The following is a 17,669-nucleotide window of genomic DNA, read 5'->3' as shown; positions in this document are numbered from 1 at the left end:
CTGCCGACTAGCCCTGGTGGCAACACCCCCCGGATCATTGGTTAGACAGGGGCAAGACACCATGCCAGGACTAGCTGGCCGACAGTCCAATCATCACCGATGAAGGACTCTCAATAAAGTAACGGGCATGTCGAGACCTTCGGTAGACGTTTTAGTGGTGGGGGCCGGTTTCGCCGGGCTGATCGCGGCACGAGAGCTGCAACGCGATGGCCTGTCCGTTGAAGTATGGGAAGCGCGCGATCGTGTCGGCGGTCGTGTCTGGACTGACCAGCGCCTCGGCGAGAACATCGAGATCGGTGGAACCTGGGTGCACTGGTCGCAGCCGCACACCTGGGCCGAGATGTCGCGATACGGTATCGCCGCCGTCCCGTCGCCGAAGGCACAGAACGTGCACTGGATTGACGACAGTGGCATCGTCCAGACCACGCCCGCAGCGGAATTTCACGAGTTGCTCGCGCCGGTTCAGGAGCAGATCATCCGCGATTCGCGTGCGGTCTTCCCGCTCCCGGGCCAGGCGGCGGATGCGGCTGACAACCCCGCTGATTCGCTCACGTTGGCAGATCGGTTCGCCGAGATTGAGGATGCGGCGGGAATGCGCTCAGCGAATCAGGCTGCGTGGGTGAGTCACTGCAACGGACCGCTTGAAGACGTCAGCCTCACCGCAGCCCTCCGTTGGTCGGCCGCGACCGGCGGTGGCTGGAAGGTCCTCCACGAAGCATCTTCCTCGTACCGGGTTGCGGGTGGCATGACTCAGTTCACGCAAAAGATTGCCGCAGGCCTCAAGAACCCTGTTCGGGTCAACACCGCCATCGAGCAGCTCAAGCAGGACGAGCGGGGTGGCGTAACTGCCGTTTCGAAGAACGGTGACACCCTGCACGCTCGCGCGGCGATTGTCACAGCCCCATTTGCGACGCTGGATGGCATCGACTTCGTCCCTGAGCGACCCGCCGATATCGTCGCGCTTGGCCAGGATGCGCAAGCCAACCGCGGTTTGAAGGTCTGGATCCGCGTGCGTGGCAAAGTCGAGCCGTTCAGTGCGTATTCGACTCCAGCGCATCCTGTCGTGACGCTCAAGACCGAGTTCATCGGTGAGGACGAAACCATCTTGGTTGGTTTCGGTGGTGACCACGCGAAATTCGATGCCAGCACCCTTGAGGATGCGCAGCGGGCGGTTTCGGTGTGGCGACCAGACCTCGAGGTGACCGGTGTTGAGGTCCACGATTGGATTGAAGATGAATATTCGCGAACGACATGGCAACTGTTGAAGCCCAACAAGCTCAAGCACCTTACTGGCGCGCAGAACGTGGCTGGCCCGATACGGTTCGCGTCGAGTGACAACGCGAATTTGTGGCCAGGGTTCATCGACGGAGCAATCGAGCGGGGTCTTGCGGTATCCCACGAGGTCGCGCAGCTCCTGGCGGAGACAGATCTGTCCGAGCAGCCTGAACGGTCAGCGACAGTCGAAGCCGCGTCGGTCGAAGAGTTGGTGCTTAAGGCCGGATAATGGCTGTCATGACTGCTGAGGGAACACGTCGGGGACGGCCCGCTATCGACCCGCGTGAACTCACTCCGATCCTTGAGGCTGTGCTTCGCCTGGCCGCGAGGCGAAGCTCCCAGCTCATCACGATCCGCGAGATCGCGGCTGAGGCTGGGGTCTCGGTTGGTCGGTTGCAGCACCATTTCGGTTCGCGAGATGACCTGATCACGCAGGCGTTCGAGCACCACCTCTTGCTCGTCGTTGAACGGTTCAACGCGCTGCGTGAGGCTTCGGGGCCGGTGGTCGAGCGGATGGAACGCGTTCTCCGGGAGGTGGCAATTGCTCGCTCGTGGGAGCGTTCAACCATCTGGGTCGACATCATCGCCCGGGCTGTGGTTTCTGAGAAATATCGAGAGATCGCGAACGTCATCAACGAGCATTGGCGAAATCTTTTCGTCGAGCTCGTGCAGGAAGGTGTCGACTCCGGCGAGTTCCGAGTCCGGTCGTCAGTTGAGGATGCGGCGTCCCACCTTATTGCGGTATCGGATGGGCTCTCAATGTTGGTGGTTTCGGGCGGCGAATCGGCGGTCGAAAGCGGCGCCGAGTTCCGTAGACGGCTGGTGTTCACCGCAGCAAACGCCGTCTTAGATGTGGATTTTCCAGGCGCTCAGCGTAGAGAGCGTCTTGGGCAGCTGTGAAGCGGACGACCTCTGTTCGCTTCTTGAGCAATCGATTGGGTCGCGCAGAATGCGACAGCTTGAACAACGTAGTTCGACTAAGAAAGTGAAATACCCATGAGTGAAACAACGAGTGTGAACACTCACGAGCAAGGCGGGGAGGATCTCACCCGCGTCGTTGACGTGAGGATTTCTGCGAAGGATCGCGCGATCATGGAGGATCGTCGCTTCTTCGGGCAGCCCATGCCGCTCCTTTATATTTTTAGCCTCGAGTTCTGGGAGCGATTCTCGTTCTATGGGCTGCAATCGATTCTCGCGATTTACCTGTACTTTTCGGTGACCGAAGGTGGGTTGGGGCTTTCTCCGGGCGTCGCGGTGGGCATCGTTGCCGCGTATGGCGGTACCGTCTACGTCGCGACCTTGCTTGGTGCGTGGGTTTCAGACCGGCTCTTTGGGACTGAGCGCACGGTATTTTATTCGGCTGTGATGGTTGTGATCGGCCATCTCGCGCTCGCGTTCTTCCCTGGAATGGGCGGACTGTTGGTGGCATTGGTCTTCACCGCGTTTGGTGGCGGTGGCGTGAAAGCGAACGCTGCCGCGCTTGTCGGTGCTCTGTACGTTGAAAATAGCCAGCGAAAAGACGCTGGCTTCGTCATTTACTACATGTCGATCACCATCGGTGCCGGGCTGGGGCCGATCCTCACCGGGCTCGCACAATCTGAACTCGGATTCCACTACGGTTTCGGTCTTGCCGCAATCGGTATGACACTCGGCATCATTATCTACATCTTCACCAAAAAGCATCTACCCGACAGCGCCACGCTCGTGCCGAACCCGCTCAGCCCCAAAGCACGGTGGACGCCCCTGTTCGTTGCGGTAATTGTGATCGCTGCGATCGCTATCGCTCTGATCACCGGAATATTGAACTTCGGTAACGTCAGTCAGTGGCTCACGGGGATTTCAATCTTGCTGATCGTGCTCTTCTACGGGGTGTTCCTAACCTCGAAGCAGATCACCAAGGTGGAGCGCAGCCGAACGATCGCGTTCATCCCATCGCTGGTGAGCACCGCAATCCTGTTCGCATTGAATTTCCAGATATTTGGGCTGCTGGCCACCTACACGGACACCAGCGTGAACCGGATGATTGGGAATTGGGAGATGCCGATTTCCTGGGTTATCGGGATCTATGCCGTCTGTATCACTGCCACGGCACCATTCCTCAGTGCGCTGTGGACCAAGCTTCGCAATAGGCAACCCTCTTCGGCGTTCAAGCTTGGCCTGGGCCTACCTGTGATGGGCCTTGCCTTCCTTGTCTATCTGCCGTTCGCGAATGCCACGGAACCGAACGCGACTCCGCTGATTTGGGTCTCCGTCAGCATGTTCCTGATCGGGCTTGGTGAACTGTTGGTGGGGCCGGTCGGTGTCTCCCTCGCGACGACGGTGGCGCCGAAGGCTTTCAAAGCGCAAACCATCGGTGTGTACTATCTCTCGATCGCACTCGGCAGTGCACTTTCGGGTGTCCTTGGCCAGTTCTATGACCCGGCGAACCAGACTCCCTACTGGATCACTATGGGCGCGATCGGATTCGTGGCCGGTGCGGCGCAGATGGCTATCGCGAAGCCAACGACTCGACGGATGCTGCAGTCGGATTAGCACGCCCTGAGCGGACAAACCCGAGCATTCACCCGCGCGAGGCTGTGCCACAGCCTCGCGCGGGTAAGATTTGGCCATCCGTGCTTGAAGCATGTGGCCTCCGATGCATGCCGCCAAATCGAAAGGTAGCGAGCGAGCTCGCCCTCATTCATGAAGACGTTCAAGAAAATCATTAAGAGCCCAATTTTCATTGTGCTGATCGCTTTGATCGCCATCGGTATTGGGTTTAGCTTTTTCACCGCGCAGGGATCGAGCGAGGTCACCACACAAGAGGGCCTCGAACTCCTGCAGGACAAGAAGGCGAAAGAAGTCACCATCACCGACGGCGACAACCGCGTGAACATGGTGCTCACCGAAGCCGATGAGAAGTACGGTGAGAACGTCTACTTCTACTTCGTGGATGCCCGTGCCGACCAGGTCGTCGACGCTGTGGACGCGGCGGATCCCGCGGATGGTTTCAATGATGAGGTGCCGGGGCCGAACTGGCTCTCGACGGCACTGTCGCTGCTGCTGCCGCTGATGCTGATCGGATTCTTCGTCTGGATCATGTTCTCGAGCATGCAAGGCGGTGGCGCGGGCGGCGCCATGAAGTTCGCGAAGTCGAAGGCGAAGCTCGTCAGTAAGGAGGATCCGCAGGTCACCTTTGCCGACGTCGCGGGCTCGAATGAGGCACTCGAGGAACTTGCGGAGATTAAGGAGTTCCTCAAGGAACCGGCGAAGTTCCAGGCGGTCGGGGCGCGCATCCCGAAGGGTGTGTTGCTGTACGGCCCGCCAGGTACCGGTAAGACGCTGCTGGCCCGCGCGGTTGCGGGTGAAGCCGCTGTTCCCTTCTATTCCATTTCGGGTTCGGACTTTGTGGAGATGTTCGTCGGTGTCGGTGCGAGCCGTGTCCGTGATCTCTTCGAGCAGGCCAAGCAGAACGCTCCCGCGATCATCTTCATTGATGAGATCGACGCGGTCGGTCGCCAGCGTGGCGTCGGTATGGGCGGCGGCAATGACGAGCGCGAGCAGACGCTGAACCAGCTGCTGGTTGAGATGGACGGCTTCGACGCCACCACGAACGTGATCCTGATCGCAGCAACCAACCGTCCGGATGTGTTGGACCCAGCTTTGCTGCGCCCGGGTCGTTTCGACCGCCAGATTGGTGTGGATGCGCCAGACCTGCTGGGTCGGGCGGAGATCCTCGCGGTGCACGCGAAGGGTAAGCCGCTGGCGGCGGATGTGAACCTTCAGTCGGTCGCTCGCAAGACTCCGGGCTTCACCGGCGCGGACCTCGCGAACGTCCTCAACGAGGCGGCGCTATTGACCGCCCGCATGAACGCGCAAATCATCGACGCGCGGGCAATCGACGAGGCGATCGACCGTGTGATTGCGGGTCCGCAGCGTCGCAGCCGCGTGATGAACGACCAGGAAAAGCTGATCACCGCCTACCACGAAGGTGGTCACGCGGTGGCTGCCGCGGCGCTCAACCACACAGACCCGGTCACGAAGATCACCATCCTCCCACGTGGACGCGCCCTCGGTTACACGATGGTCGTACCGCTCGAGGACAAGTACTCGGTGACCCGCAACGAGCTACTCGACCAGCTCACTTACGCCATGGGCGGCCGCATCGCCGAAGAAATCGTGTTCCACGACCCGACGACCGGCGCATCCAACGACATTGAAAAGGCGACCAAGACCGCCCGCAAGATGATCACCGAATACGGCATGTCGAACACCGTCGGCGCGATCAAGCTCGGCGACGGCGAAGGGGAATCACCCTACGCGCAGAGCCACGGTGCGCCGTACTCGGACGGCACCGCGAGCGTCATCGACCGCGAGGTCCAGCAGCTGCTTGAAAATGCGCTGCAGGAGGCCTGGATCATCCTCAACCGTAACCGCCACATCCTCGACAGCCTCGCCGCCGAGCTCCTCGAAAAGGAAACCCTCGGGCACGAGCGCCTCGACGAGATCTTCGCGAACATCGAGAAACTGCCGCCGCGCGAGCAGTGGCTCTCGAGCCCGGAGCGTCCGGTGAGCGACAAGCCGCCGGTGCAGCTGAAGCCACACTTGCCGGTGGACGAGCTCGGTCGCGGCAGCGGCCACTTCGGTGGCGGCTCGGCGAACAACACGCGCGCCGAGTAAGCGATTGCGATACTGATGGATGAGCTGGCTGGCCTTGCGGTCAGCCAGCTCATTTCTTTTCGGGGCAGGATGCGTAGTGGGCGAGGCTGGTCAGGTTGAGTGGCAGCCGGTGCGGTTTGTGGCAGTAATTTTCGGCGGCAAAACGCGCCAGAAAGAAGAGGGACAGCAGAATGGCGATTGATCGGACTAAGGCAGAGGTCGCAATTCGCGAATTTCTGAGCGCGGTCGGGGTGGATGCGGATGACCCGCGTCTCGTGCGAACGCCCGCGCGGGTTGCGCTGGCGGCCGAGGAGCTGCTCGGCGGCGAAGGCGTCGACCCGGTGCCGATGCTTCGTGAGGGCCGGATTTCGGTCGGCGGGGATGCGTCTGCCTCTTCTAAAATTGTGCATGCGACTGACGAGACCCGCCGAGACACTGCCGGAAAATCGCCAGAACTGGCCCACAACGCCGCTGAGGATGCACAATTTCGACCACAGCATCCAGCCGAGCAAGAAATCGGCGCGCAACCGGCCGACGGCAACCTCGTGCTGCTGCGCAATATCCGCTTCCGCGCGATGTGCGAGCACCACCTGCTGCCCTTCGACGGCTGGGTTCACCTCGCCTACCTCCCCGGCGACTCGATCATCGGCTTCGGCCGCCTCTACGACCTGGTCGACACGTGCTCGAGCAAGCTGATCCTGCAGGAGCGCCTCGGCGAAGATCTCGTGGATGCGCTGATGGCCGGGCTGGATGCGCAGGGAGCGTTGGCCGTGATCGAGGCTCGGCAGGGATGCGTAGCCGACCGCGGCCCGCGACAAGCCGATTCCGACTCGATCACGCTCGCAGCGCGCGGCTCCCTGACGGATCCGCAAACCCGAGCGGATGCGCTGCGACTGATCGCGCTCGGCGGCAGTACTCGGGACTCCAGCTCCGAGGATTAGTTAGACGGCGCACGCTATCGGCGAACCTCCGGTCAGGGCAGGCATACTCTAAGAGTGAGCCAAGTGACTGATCGCACCGAGAATCGCATTCTTACTGAGCTGCCAAGTGACGTCGAAACGCTCGCGAATGACTTGGTCGAGGCTGCCGCCGATTGCCAGGGTTCGCCGGCCAGGATGCTCGAGTGGCTCCATCGCCGCGCGAAAGCAAGCTGGCCAGTAGTCGGGGAACACACCCTGCAGCTCTGGGAGTTGCTTGCCCGCACCGCCGCCGTGGATCTCGTGGCGGTGCGTGCACTTGAGCCGCACCTGGATGCGCTTAGCATCATCGAGCAGGCCGCTGGCACTGGCACCCGCAGGTGGTCCGACATCGACACCGACACTGACACCTGGGGCGTGTTCGCCGCGGAAGGAAAAGGGCTGCGCCTGGAGGCGAGCGCGACAGCGAGCGTGAGCAGCGCATCCAGCCATACCGAATTCCGGCTCAACGGCATAAAACCGTGGTGTTCGCTCGCCAGCACCCTCGATTACGCCCTAGTGTCGGCGCACGTGCCGGAGGGTCGGCAGTTGTTCGCCGTTGATCTCAGACACGAAGGCGTGCGGGTTGATCCGATCGCGTGGGTGAGCCGCGGCCTTAGTACGGTTCCGAGCGGGCCGGTGAGTTTCACTGATGTACCGGCGACGGCCGTGGGCGAGGTGGGTTGGTATCTGGAGCGTCCGGGCTTCGCGTGGGGCGGCGGGGGAGTAGCTGCCTGCTGGTTCGGCGGAGCGTACGGGCTCTACCGCGACATCCGCGCCGCGGCACAACAGCGCGAGCCCGACCAATTGGCACTGGCGTCCCTCGGCCGCGCTGCCAGGGCCATCCGCGATGGCCGAGCGCTCCTTCGGGAAGCTGCGGAGCGAGTCGATCGTGGCCAGTTCCTGTGGGCGGATGCGCTCGCCCTGCGCGGCAGCATTGTGGCGATCTGCGAAGACCTGCTGGACATTGCCAGCCAAGCCCTGGGCCCCGCTGCGCTCGCGTTCGATGACGCGCATGCCCGCCGCGTGGCCGACCTCGCGATGTACGTGCAGCAGCACCACGGTGCTCGCGACGATGCAGCGCTCGGCGAGGCGATCCTTTCCGACACCAATTGGTCACCAACCGACCCGATGATAGGGGCAACAGAATGACGACGTTCTCGCACCGTGACCTTGGCACCGACCCGAAGGCCTGGGCGCGGGTTCGGAAGCAGCTCCCGATGAGCCTCACCGAAATCCTGCCCGAGGGAGCCGACCTCGTGGTCTTGGCCGCGCATCCGGACGACGAGGTGCTCGGCGCGGGTGGCTTGATTGCCAGCGCCGCCGAGCGGGGGCACGCGACCACCGTGATGCTGTGCAGCGATGGCGAGGCTTCGCATCCGGATTCCCCGACGCACACGCCAAACCAGCTTGCGAGCATCCGCCGGGCCGAGTTTGAGCGGGCGCTCGAGACGCTTCGCGGCGATGAGGATGCGGTGGAGATCCGCGGGGTCGCGCTCGGTTTACCGGATGGTCGCCTCGCGAGTTTTAAGGACACTATCGAAGCCGCGCTGGACCGCGTCATTACTGATCGAACCACGATTGTGGCGCCGTTTCGGGCCGACAACCATCCCGATCACGAAGCGGTCGGCAAGTTCGCGGCGGCTGTCGCGGCACAGCACGAATTGCTGCTGCTCGAGTACCCGATTTGGTACTGGCACTGGGCTACACCCGAGAGCGACACGAAATGGCAGACGATGCTGCCGCTGCCCTTGGACGATCAGGCCATGAGCGCAAAGCAGGCGGCGATTCGGGCCTACCCTTCGCAGTTTGAAGCGCTGTCGCCAGCGATTGAGGATGCGGCGGTATTGTCCGAGCGTTTTCTCGAGCATTTCTCGTTTGATGTCGAGGTGTTTCGGTTGAGTAACCCGGGCCTCGGCAGCGGCGCGCGAGCGGAAGAAACCTTTGATGCGCTCTTCAAAACCGTCCCTGAGCCCTGGGATTTTAACGACGACTATGAGCGGCGCAAGCGTGCAATTCTGCTGGCCTCGCTACCGAAGGCGCGCTACCAAAATGCGCTGGAGCTGGGCAGCGCGACCGGTGCGCTTACCGCCGAGCTCGCCGAACGCTGCGATCGAGTGGTGGGCGTCGACGCCAGCGAGACGGCCGTGCGGGATGCGCGAAAGCGGCTGGCGGGTCTCGAGAACGTCAAGCTCGTGCCGTGCGTGATCCCGCGCGAATCGCCGGATGTGCGCGCCGCCGACCTCGTGGTGATGTCGGAGATCGGCTACTTCCTCACCCGAAACGAGCTCGAGGAGACCTTTGCGCAAATCGAGGCGACCATTGGGCCCGACTCGGATGTCCTGCTGTGCCACTGGCTGCATCCAATTAACGGGTGGTCGCTGATGGGCGAGGACGTCCACGAAGCCGCCCACGCGCGCGGCTGGAAACCCCGGGTGACCCATCGCGAGCCAGATTTCCTGCTGGAAATATTTTCCGTACCGGTTGAAGGCCAGTCGTGAACGAGCCAGCGTCGGACGGGCGATACATGCTTCACGTGTTGAGCGCCGTCGCGGTCGTCATCCCAGCGCGAGACGAGGCCGAACTGATCGGTGAAGCGGTACGTGCCGCGCTGACCTCGATGAGCCGGGCGGAACAGACCCACGGTGTGCGGAGCATCCTGACGGTGGTGTTCGACTCGTGCGTCGACGACTCGGAGCGGGTCGCGATCGAGGCCGCGGCGGGGGATGCTCGTGCCGAGTTCTTGAGCATTGCTGCCGGCAAAGTCGGCCGGGCACGCGCGGTCGGCGTGCGGCACGCACTCGAGCGATTGGGAGAGCCGCTGCCCAACGTGTGGCTCGCCAATACCGACGCCGATTCTGCCGTGCCCGAAGAATGGGTATCGACGCAACTCACGTTCGCCCGGAACGGGGTCGCGGCAGTGCTTGGCACGATCGAACCCGATCGTCATTCGGTGATGAATGCGCACACTCGCGAGTGGGCCACACGGTATCGGCCGATCGATGGTCACGGGCACATCCACGGCGCAAATCTCGGGGTGCGGGCGGATGCGTATGTTGCGACCGGTGGGTTCGCGAACGTTTCGAGCGATGAGGATGTTCGCTTGGCGCGATCGCTAGCTGACCTCGGTTTCAAGCTCGTGTCGACTAAGCAGGCTCCGGTGGCGACCTCGTTCCGCACCGGTGGGCGGGCGCCGCACGGTTTCGCGGAATTCTTGCAGGGCATCCGTTCTTCGGGATGAAGCTTGCCTGCAGGTGCTACCGAGGTAACCGCCATGTTCGGTTGTTAGACCTGTGCACTACCGAGCAAGTTACTCGGTGACACCTAAGGAGGCAGATCATGCCTCATTACCGAACGCCTCGAAGCGACCGTCGGCACGATCCGCGACGTTCACGACCAAATCGATGAAGAGGATCCGACGAGCGCCGACCTGCTGCACGCCGTCATCGAGCGGCTCGAGCAGCTGGCCTGGATGGTGAGCGCGGAGAACCGCACCCCGGAGAAGTAACTCCAGGCCAGATGGCCACTGAACGAAACGCACGAAGTACTACGAAAAGGAGAACACCGATGACCCATCTGACCGGAAAACGCGTAGCGATTCTCGCCACGAACGGATACGAGGACTCCGAACTCACCGAGCCGCTGGCCGCACTTCGCGAACACAGCGCATCCGTCGACATCATTGCACCCACGTCAGGTTCCATCTCGGGTAAGAACGGTCACAAAGAGACGGTGGACCGGACCACTTCAGAGGTAAAGGCCGAGGAATACGATGCACTCGTCTTGCCCGGCGGCGTGGTGAACGGCGACCAGATTCGCCTCGACGAGAACGCGGTGGCGTTTACCCGAGCGTTTTTCGACCAGCACAAGCCCGTCGCCGCAATCTGCCACGGCGGCTGGATTTTGACTGATGCGGATGTTGTCCGCGGGCGGAAGCTGACCTCATACGCGAGCCTCAAGACCGACCTGCGCAACGCGGGCGCCGAATGGGTTGATGAGGAAGTCGTTGTCGACCAGGGGCTCGTCACGAGTCGCACGCCCAAGGACCTGCCCGCGTTCAACGCGAAGCTGGTTGAGGAGATCGCCGAAGGTAAGCACAAGGGGCAGACCGCGTAGCCGTCGAGGCCATTGTGCGAGGCGGGGTGAGCTGGATGTTCGCCCCGCCTTTTCTATGGATTTGACCGACAGTACGTCTCAACGGTGATTAAGTTTGATGTGAGTGCGAAATGATTTCAAGATTGCGGCGATTTTAATGCTGATCCGACGGTAACGGATAGATTACGAACGTTTGTGAATTTCATCCGAACCGAAAAGGACATCAATGAAGAATCGTCGTTTGATCGGCGCTGGTGCGGCAGCCGGTGCGCTGGTGCTCGCTGGCGCGGTGGCCACCCCAGCATTTGCTGCTAGCCAAGAAGTAACCAACATCACCGACCCGTCAGTGCTCAACGCGGAACAGCTTGTCGCCTCGCTGATTGGTGACGACACCGTGGTGAGCAACGTTACCTACACGGGCAACCCTCTCGGTGCTGGCTATGCGACCGGATTCAACGATCCCTTCGGTATCGACACGGGCGTCGTGCTCTCGAGCGGTTCGGTGGCGGACGCCGAGGGGTATCAGAGCTCGATCATTGGCCCGAATGAATTCGAAGACAACAGCGGTAACCTCGACACGGATGGAGATACCGACCTCGACGCAATCGTGGCGCCTCATACCACCAACGATGCTTCGGTTCTTGAGTTTGATTTCGTTCCGACCTCGGACACTGTGACGTTCTCGTATGTGTTTGGGTCTGACGAGTACCAAGAATTCGTTGATACCGAGTTCAATGACGTGTTCGGGTTCTTCGTCAACGACGTCAACTACGCGACCGTCGACACGGAAGACGGCCCGGCTCCGGTGACCATCAACTCGATCAATCACGAGGTGAACTCGGCGTACTACCGCGACAACCACCTCGCGACGACGTTCAACACTGAGCTCGATGGTTTCACCGTCGCACTGAGTTTCGAGGCGCCGGTGAATGCCAACGAAACTAACCACATTAAGCTGGCGATCGCTGACGCGAGCGACAGCCGTTTCGACTCAGCCGTCATCATCGCAGCGGGCAGCTTCAAGTCGAACACCGCTCCGGTCGCAGCGGACGTCACCAAAGAAACCGAGTTCGAAACACCCATCGACGTAACCCTGCAGGGAACTGACGCCGATGGCGATGCGCTGACTTACAGCATCCTTGACGGTCCCACTGCGGAGCAGGGCACCCTCTCGGCGGTTGACGGGAACAAGGTCACCTTTACTCCGGCCGAGGGCTTCACTGGCGACGCAACCTTCACCTACCGCGTCAACGACGGATCGGTGAACTCGGCTCCGGCCACCGTCACGATCACGGTGCTCGAAGAGGGCGTCGTGATTCCGCCGACCACCACGACCCCGCCGACCACGGAAGAACCGACCACGCCGCCGACCACCGAGGAGCCGACCGAGTCGGCGATCCCGACCAAGACGGCAGAGCCCACCACGACCGAAGCGCCCACCACTGACACCGACGACGAGGACCACCTCGCAAGCACCGGTGCCAGCGACATGGGGCTCATCATCGGCCTGAGTGCTGCGCTTCTCGCAGCAGGTGGTGCACTCTTCGCGGCAACGAAGCTTCGCCGTCAGGCCTAGTCACCAACCTGTGAACTAGTCACTCACCTTTAGAAACTTGCCGCCCTCATCCAACAGTTGGATGCGGGCGGCAAGTTTATGAGGTTGGGCCTTCGTGCGGCGGCACCCAGCCAACGAGACTCACATGTCCTCTGCAAGGTGCGAGAGGATAGTCACCATGATTGATTCCTCGAAGACCTCGACCAACACAGAGATCATGGCGGTGCTCAACGTCACCCCAGACTCGTTTTCGGATGGCGGGTCGGTCGAGGCCGCGAGTGCGGATGCTCGCACGGCGCGTGCTGTCGAGAAGGCGCTCCGGATGGTCGACCAGGGCGCGACGATCATCGACGTCGGTGGCGAGTCGACCAGGCCCGGCGCTCAGCGAGTACCGCAAGTGGAAGAGTCGGCACGCGTCGTGCCGGTGGTGCAGGAGCTCGTGCGCGCTGGCATCACCGTGTCGGTTGACACCATGTACGCCGCGACGGCTGCGGCCTGCCTCGAAGCTGGCGACGTCTTTATTAACGATGTCTCCGGTGGTCTCGCGGATGACGCGATGCTCCAAACCGTCGCCGAACGCGAGGGCCGCTTTATCCTCAGCCACTGGCGCGGTCACTCGGTTGTGATGAACGACCTCGCGGTCTACGAGGACGCGGCCGATGAGATCAAGACCGAATTGCTGCAGATGCGCGATCGCGCGGTGGATGCGGGGGTCAAGTCAGAGCGCATCGTGCTCGACCCGGGCCTCGGGTTCGCGAAGGATCGCGACGACAACTGGGCGGTGTTGCAGAAACTCGATGAGTTCCTCGCCCTCGGACATCCGCTGCTCATCGGCGTGAGCCGCAAGCGCTTCATGGGTGCCCTCCTCGAACCCGACGCCCACGTGCACGAACGCGACCTCCCGACCGCGATCGTCTCGGCGCTCTGCGCCGAGCGCGGCGTGTGGGGCGTTCGCGTGCACAATGTCGAGGCCACCAAGGTCGCGCTCGATGTGGTCAGCGCATGGCAGCAGGGGCGTCAGTAGTCTCACCGCGCGCGAACGCCTGGATGCGGCAAGATAGAGGTATGACTTCTAGGCAGACTGCTCCTGTGTTCGGTGGACGTCGATGAGCGAAGCGCGCAAGGCCATCGACATGCACCCCGCCGAGCAGGCCATCCGGCTGATGCCGACGCGGCCAGGCCCGGAAGCGCATCCTGCTTTGCCGGCGCCGGAGCTTGACCGCATCAGCATCGAGCGTCTGCACGTGCACGGTCGCCACGGCGTGTTCGCGCACGAACGGCAGTCTGGTCAGGACTTTTACATCGATGCGGAAGTGTGGATCGACACGCGTGCGGCCGCGCAGACCGACCAAATCGACGACACCCTGCACTACGGCCACCTGATGCGCGCGCTCTACGAAGTCGCGATGAAGGAACCGGTCGACCTCCTCGAAACGCTCGCCGAACGGCTCGCGGCGGTGACCTTCGCGTTCGCTGGCCCGCAGGCGGTGCGGATCACGGTGCACAAGCCGCAGGCGCCGGTGAAGCTGCGCTTCAAGGACGTCACGGTGTCGGTGCTTCGCTACCGTCCCGAGGGCGCCGAGCCGGAGCAGGCTCGCCGTCCGCATTCCCGTGCGGTGATTGCTTTGGGTGCGAATCTCGGTGCCCGCGAGGCGGCAATTCGCGATGCGATGGACGAGATCGAGTCGCTCGATGGCGTCTGGGCGCACCGCCGCTCGAGCCTCTACGAGACCCCGGCGCTGACCACCCACGGCATCGACGAGACGGTGCCCGCTTATCTCAACGCGGTGATCAGCATCCAGACCGATCTTGAGCCGCACCTGCTGCTCGACAAGCTGCAGCAGATTGAGGATGCGCACGGTCGCGTCCGGCAGGAACGCTGGGGGAGTCGCACGCTCGATCTCGATTTGATCGAGCACGGTGGCCTCGAGTTTGCGGATGCAGTGCTCGAGTTGCCGCATCCCCGCGCGTTCGAGCGCGCATTCGTGCTCGCGCCCTGGGTCGAGATTGAGCCGGAGGCTTCGCTTACCGGCCGCGGACCGATTCAGCAGTTGCTTGAGCAAACCAGCGACGAGGTAAAGCGGTATCACGCATGACGCGCACGAACCCGTGGCTGCTGGTGCTGTTGGCCATCGCCGGCGGCGTCGTCACCTGGGCAATCGAAGTCTGGCTGACCTCCACCGGCGGCGGATCGCTCGTGCCCTCGATCGCCTTCGCGATCACGCTGATCGTGATGGCCGTGGTCGTGCTCGCGATCGCCTGGCCGGTGCGCCGCTACACGGCAGCACTCCGCAAGGCGGATGCAGCCCGCGAGGCCTCGCTTCGTTCCACTTCGAACGCAAAGAAGGATGCTTCCTTCGAGGATGCGGACGCCGCGACTCGCGAGGTGGCCAAGTTACGGGTGGATCCGTTCCGCGCGACGTTCGCGGTAGCGCTCGCGAAGGCCGCGAGCCTTGCGGGCAGCGTCTTCTTGGGCGGTTCTGCGGCGGTGATTGTGTGGCTTACGTCGCGGACTGTCATGGGCTCGGGCGTCACCGAAGCTGTGATTGCGGCGGTCGCCTCGGCCCTACTCGTGATCGCCGGCCTCATCGCCGAGTCATGGTGCTCGCTCCCGCCGAGCCGCGGCGAAAGTGACACCGCCTCCGCCGCCAGTTAACTGTCACTTACCGAGGATTTTGCCGGTCACCGAGTAGCCCGTAGGGCGTATCGAGGTGCGAGTAATCCAGTAAATTCAATGCTCGCGCTAGACATACAAATACACATTCAAAATATCGACACTTTGTATGACTGGGGGAAATTTTGAATATTTAAACCCCGCATTCGGGCGCTCCTGCAATCCCTGGCCCCTTCCTTGGTGCCGAGTGAGCAGCGTGTCGCGCAGGTGTGTATCGACCGTGCCGACAAGATCCCCGAGATGTCTGCCGCCGAGCTCGCGACCGCCGCGGACGTGTCACCGGCCACCGTCATCCGCGCTTGCCAGCGGATGAGCTTTGCCGGGTTCCAAGAACTCCGCGAGCTGCTGCGTCGCGACCAGAGTGCCCCGGCCGGGCCCGCGCTCGACGTGGCCCAGCATCCCGTCGAGCAGTTGTTTCTGCGGGCCGTCTCGGGCATCCAAAATGCCCTAGGCGCGCTCGATTTCGAGGCGATGGATGCGGCGGCCGAGAAGATCCGCGATTGCAACCGGTTACTGATCGTCGGGAACGGCTCGTCGCTCCCGGCGGCGCAGTCTGCCGCGATTTACTTCCGTGCCTCGGGGAAGCTGTGCGAAAGCCCGTCCGACATCATGTCGTAGCACATCACCGCACGCGTGCTGCGGCCGGGGGATGTGTGCCTCGCGGTGAGCGACAGCGGTACGAACCAGTTCACGATGCGGTCGGTACGCAACGCGCTGCAAGCGGGCGCGACGGTCATCGGCCTCACGAGCTACGGCCGCTCGGAACTCGTAAACACCGCCGACTACGCGCTGATCGCTGGTGCGGAATTCCACACCTGGAAGGAATACGGCATCACCGCCGACATCGTGCAGATGCTGCTGCTGTCGGCGCTGAACACCGCGGCGCTCGCGGTAGACCCCGCGACCGAGTTGGTGCGTGAGGATGCGCTCGAGGAGGTGCGGGCGGCGATCTTTCCGCAGGGGGAGTGAATGGGTGGACTGCTTGCCGATGTTCGCCCATAGGCTTCCGACCGCAACGATGGCCACTACGGTCAGCATGATCAAAACACCGAAGACGATCATGGGGCCGCGACTTCTTCGTCCTGCGACGACCATCATGCTGCGATCATCCCATTCGATTGCGCAGCAGACGTTGCCGAGGCTGCAGCGGAGGGGAAGAAGTTGAAAGCACTTATAAGCCACCTCGTCGTATGCTTGACCGAGTTTTGCGCCGTTTCTCCACGAAAGGCACCGGTTGCGCGTCCTCTTACTCACTCACTACTTCATGCCGGAGACCGGTGCCCCACAACGGCGTTGGGACTCGTTGATCCGTGAGTTCGTCGCAGCAGGCCACGAGGTTGCTGTGATGTGCCCGCCACCGCATCACCCCACTGGGCAGGTGTCCGACCGGTATAAGCAGTATTACCGTCGCGGTAGCGCCGAACGTGCCGAGAACGGAGCGTTGGTCTTTCGCGTCGGTTACTTGCCGCACCGCGGTGACCTCATCACTCGAACGGTCGATCACCTTGCGTCGTCCCTCACCTCAATTTCGCGCGCGTCAAAGCTGATCCGCCGAAAGAAGTTCGTCCCAGATGTAATCATCGCGACGGCTCCGGCAATCCCGACACTGATCGCGGGCAAGGCTTTATCGAAGCGATTCAAGATTCCGCTCATCGTTGAAATGCGGGATGCTTGGCCTGATTTGGTAACGCATGTGTCCGGCCTCAGCGGGAGCAGCCCGATCGGGTTCGCCAAAAAACTGATCCACCGGTATGTTACGAGCCTGCAGCGGGCAGCGACGAAGGTAGTTACGACCACCGAACGCTTTGGCAGCATCCTCGAGAACCGTGGCATGGGCGAAGTCGCGGTAGTACGAAATGGCGCGAACCTCAGTCGTTTCACGAAGCTTCCACCAATTGATAGCGACCACCAAGAACTCCGCGCCGTATATCTCGGCACGATGGGCCGCAGCCAAGGCCTTGACGTAGTCATCCGCGCAACGAAACAACTGAAGGATGAAGGTGTGCCGGTGCAGGTTCGGATGATCGGCTCGGGTCATGACCGGCCCGCATTAATCGCGCTTAACGAAGAATTGGGTTCGCCCGTAGAGATTCTTCCGGCGGTGTCACCGGATCAGGTCGCTTCTCACTACGCGTGGGCAGATACCACGCTCGTTACGTTGCGTGATTGGAAGCCCTTTGAATGGACGATCCCCTCGAAACTCTACGAGGTGCTTTCGTCTGGACGGCATGTGACCGGTATTCTTGCGGGCGAAGGGGCTGAGATCCTTTCGAACGCACATGGCGGAGCAGTAGTATCGCCCGGTGATGTCGAAGGGCTCGTGGCCTTTTGGCGTGACTTGGCCGCAAACCGCGACCAACTCAACGTTGGCACGTCCGGTCGGGCCTGGGTACAGGCAAACGTCACGTATGACCGGCTTGCTTCGCAATACTTTGAAATTCTCGAAGAAGTCGCGAATACCTCGGCAACGAGGTGA

At 62.1% G+C, this 17,669-nt stretch carries 16 protein-coding genes and 1 pseudogene; all 17 read left to right on the top strand.

Annotation, left to right across the window (positions count from 1 at the left end; all coding sequences use genetic code 11):
* The first annotated feature begins 127 nt into the window (after positions 1 to 127).
* The 17 genes and pseudogenes from F8O05_RS14225 (at position 128) to F8O05_RS14145 (ending at position 17,669) form a co-directional block, all read left to right on the top strand.
* Positions 128 to 1,504 (top strand): flavin monoamine oxidase family protein, encoded by a 1,377-nt coding sequence (locus F8O05_RS14225; protein ID WP_158053413.1) that lies wholly within the window; start codon positions 128 to 130, stop codon positions 1,502 to 1,504.
* 8 nt (positions 1,505 to 1,512) lie between these two features.
* Positions 1,513 to 2,175 (top strand): TetR/AcrR family transcriptional regulator, encoded by a 663-nt coding sequence (locus F8O05_RS14220; protein WP_192497210.1) that lies wholly within the window; start codon positions 1,513 to 1,515, stop codon positions 2,173 to 2,175.
* A 96-nt stretch (positions 2,176 to 2,271) separates the two neighbouring features.
* A complete protein-coding gene (locus F8O05_RS14215; RefSeq protein WP_158053411.1) occupies positions 2,272 to 3,807 on the top strand; it encodes a peptide MFS transporter in 1,536 nt (511 codons plus the stop codon).
* A gap of 150 nt (positions 3,808 to 3,957) precedes the next feature.
* The gene (gene ftsH, locus F8O05_RS14210; protein ID WP_158053410.1) at positions 3,958 to 5,934 is read left to right on the top strand and encodes an ATP-dependent zinc metalloprotease FtsH; all 1,977 of its coding nucleotides are present in this window, start codon (positions 3,958 to 3,960) and stop codon (positions 5,932 to 5,934) included.
* A gap of 170 nt (positions 5,935 to 6,104) precedes the next feature.
* The gene (folE, locus tag F8O05_RS14205; protein WP_158053409.1) at positions 6,105 to 6,854 is read left to right on the top strand and encodes a GTP cyclohydrolase I; all 750 of its coding nucleotides are present in this window, start codon (positions 6,105 to 6,107) and stop codon (positions 6,852 to 6,854) included.
* Positions 6,855 to 6,917: 63 nt separating this feature from the next.
* Positions 6,918 to 8,021 carry an acyl-CoA dehydrogenase family protein gene (locus F8O05_RS14200; protein ID WP_158053408.1) on the top strand — a complete coding sequence of 368 codons (1,104 nt, stop codon included), beginning with the start codon at positions 6,918 to 6,920 and terminating at the stop codon, positions 8,019 to 8,021.
* Positions 8,018 to 9,370, top strand: a complete 1,353-nt coding sequence (locus tag F8O05_RS14195; protein WP_158053407.1) for a bifunctional PIG-L family deacetylase/class I SAM-dependent methyltransferase — start codon at positions 8,018 to 8,020, stop codon at positions 9,368 to 9,370. The genes F8O05_RS14200 and F8O05_RS14195 overlap by 4 nt, the downstream gene beginning before the upstream one ends.
* Complete coding sequence (locus F8O05_RS14190) at positions 9,367 to 10,110, top strand: glycosyltransferase (RefSeq protein ID WP_158053406.1); 744 nt, start codon at positions 9,367 to 9,369, stop codon at positions 10,108 to 10,110. The genes F8O05_RS14195 and F8O05_RS14190 overlap by 4 nt, the downstream gene beginning before the upstream one ends.
* A 102-nt stretch (positions 10,111 to 10,212) precedes the next feature.
* A pseudogene (locus tag F8O05_RS15120) lies at positions 10,213 to 10,377 on the top strand (Dps family protein); the annotation flags it as partial.
* A 59-nt stretch (positions 10,378 to 10,436) separates the two neighbouring features.
* Positions 10,437 to 10,985: a type 1 glutamine amidotransferase domain-containing protein gene (locus tag F8O05_RS14180; RefSeq protein ID WP_158053405.1), complete on the top strand. Its 549-nt coding sequence runs from the start codon at positions 10,437 to 10,439 to the stop codon at positions 10,983 to 10,985.
* Between the two features lie 205 nt (positions 10,986 to 11,190).
* Entirely contained in the window at positions 11,191 to 12,540 is a 1,350-nt protein-coding gene (locus F8O05_RS14175; protein ID WP_158053404.1) for a choice-of-anchor L domain-containing protein, read from the top strand.
* Between the two features lie 157 nt (positions 12,541 to 12,697).
* Entirely contained in the window at positions 12,698 to 13,543 is an 846-nt protein-coding gene (gene folP, locus F8O05_RS14170) for a dihydropteroate synthase (protein WP_225735934.1), read from the top strand.
* An 82-nt stretch (positions 13,544 to 13,625) separates the two neighbouring features.
* The gene (gene folB / locus F8O05_RS14165; RefSeq protein ID WP_158053403.1) at positions 13,626 to 14,615 is read left to right on the top strand and encodes a dihydroneopterin aldolase; all 990 of its coding nucleotides are present in this window, start codon (positions 13,626 to 13,628) and stop codon (positions 14,613 to 14,615) included.
* Positions 14,612 to 15,175 (top strand): DUF3180 domain-containing protein, encoded by a 564-nt coding sequence (locus tag F8O05_RS14160; RefSeq protein ID WP_158053402.1) that lies wholly within the window; start codon positions 14,612 to 14,614, stop codon positions 15,173 to 15,175. The genes folB and F8O05_RS14160 overlap by 4 nt, the downstream gene beginning before the upstream one ends.
* A 147-nt stretch (positions 15,176 to 15,322) precedes the next feature.
* Positions 15,323 to 15,811 carry a MurR/RpiR family transcriptional regulator gene (locus F8O05_RS14155; protein ID WP_158053401.1) on the top strand — a complete coding sequence of 163 codons (489 nt, stop codon included), beginning with the start codon at positions 15,323 to 15,325 and terminating at the stop codon, positions 15,809 to 15,811.
* A gap of 15 nt (positions 15,812 to 15,826) precedes the next feature.
* Positions 15,827 to 16,162 (top strand): SIS domain-containing protein, encoded by a 336-nt coding sequence (locus F8O05_RS14150; RefSeq protein ID WP_225735933.1) that lies wholly within the window; start codon positions 15,827 to 15,829, stop codon positions 16,160 to 16,162.
* 265 nt (positions 16,163 to 16,427) lie between these two features.
* A complete protein-coding gene (locus F8O05_RS14145; RefSeq protein ID WP_158053399.1) occupies positions 16,428 to 17,669 on the top strand; it encodes a glycosyltransferase family 4 protein in 1,242 nt (413 codons plus the stop codon).

The organism is Gulosibacter chungangensis, assembly GCF_008831155.1.
GTDB classification, from domain to species: Bacteria; Actinomycetota; Actinomycetes; order Actinomycetales; family Microbacteriaceae; genus Gulosibacter; species Gulosibacter chungangensis.
This window is presented reverse-complemented; position numbering and strand designations above follow the sequence as displayed.

What these genes read in the sequence shown, in the direction of transcription:
- F8O05_RS14175 (WP_158053404.1), top strand. Translation starts at nt 11,191, where the DNA reads ATGAAGAATCGTCGTTTGATCGGCGCTGGTGCGGCAGCCGGTGCGCTG.
- F8O05_RS14195 (WP_158053407.1), top strand. Translation starts at nt 8,018, where the DNA reads ATGACGACGTTCTCGCACCGTGACCTTGGCACCGACCCGAAGGCCTGG.
- F8O05_RS14215 (WP_158053411.1), top strand. Translation starts at nt 2,272, where the DNA reads ATGAGTGAAACAACGAGTGTGAACACTCACGAGCAAGGCGGGGAGGAT.
- F8O05_RS14225 (WP_158053413.1), top strand. Translation starts at nt 128, where the DNA reads ATGTCGAGACCTTCGGTAGACGTTTTAGTGGTGGGGGCCGGTTTCGCC.
- folP (WP_225735934.1), top strand. Translation starts at nt 12,698, where the DNA reads ATGATTGATTCCTCGAAGACCTCGACCAACACAGAGATCATGGCGGTG.
- F8O05_RS14220 (WP_192497210.1), top strand. Translation starts at nt 1,513, where the DNA reads ATGACTGCTGAGGGAACACGTCGGGGACGGCCCGCTATCGACCCGCGT.
- folB (WP_158053403.1), top strand. Translation starts at nt 13,626, where the DNA reads ATGAGCGAAGCGCGCAAGGCCATCGACATGCACCCCGCCGAGCAGGCC.
- F8O05_RS14180 (WP_158053405.1), top strand. Translation starts at nt 10,437, where the DNA reads ATGACCCATCTGACCGGAAAACGCGTAGCGATTCTCGCCACGAACGGA.
- F8O05_RS14160 (WP_158053402.1), top strand. Translation starts at nt 14,612, where the DNA reads ATGACGCGCACGAACCCGTGGCTGCTGGTGCTGTTGGCCATCGCCGGC.
- folE (WP_158053409.1), top strand. Translation starts at nt 6,105, where the DNA reads ATGGCGATTGATCGGACTAAGGCAGAGGTCGCAATTCGCGAATTTCTG.
- ftsH (WP_158053410.1), top strand. Translation starts at nt 3,958, where the DNA reads ATGAAGACGTTCAAGAAAATCATTAAGAGCCCAATTTTCATTGTGCTG.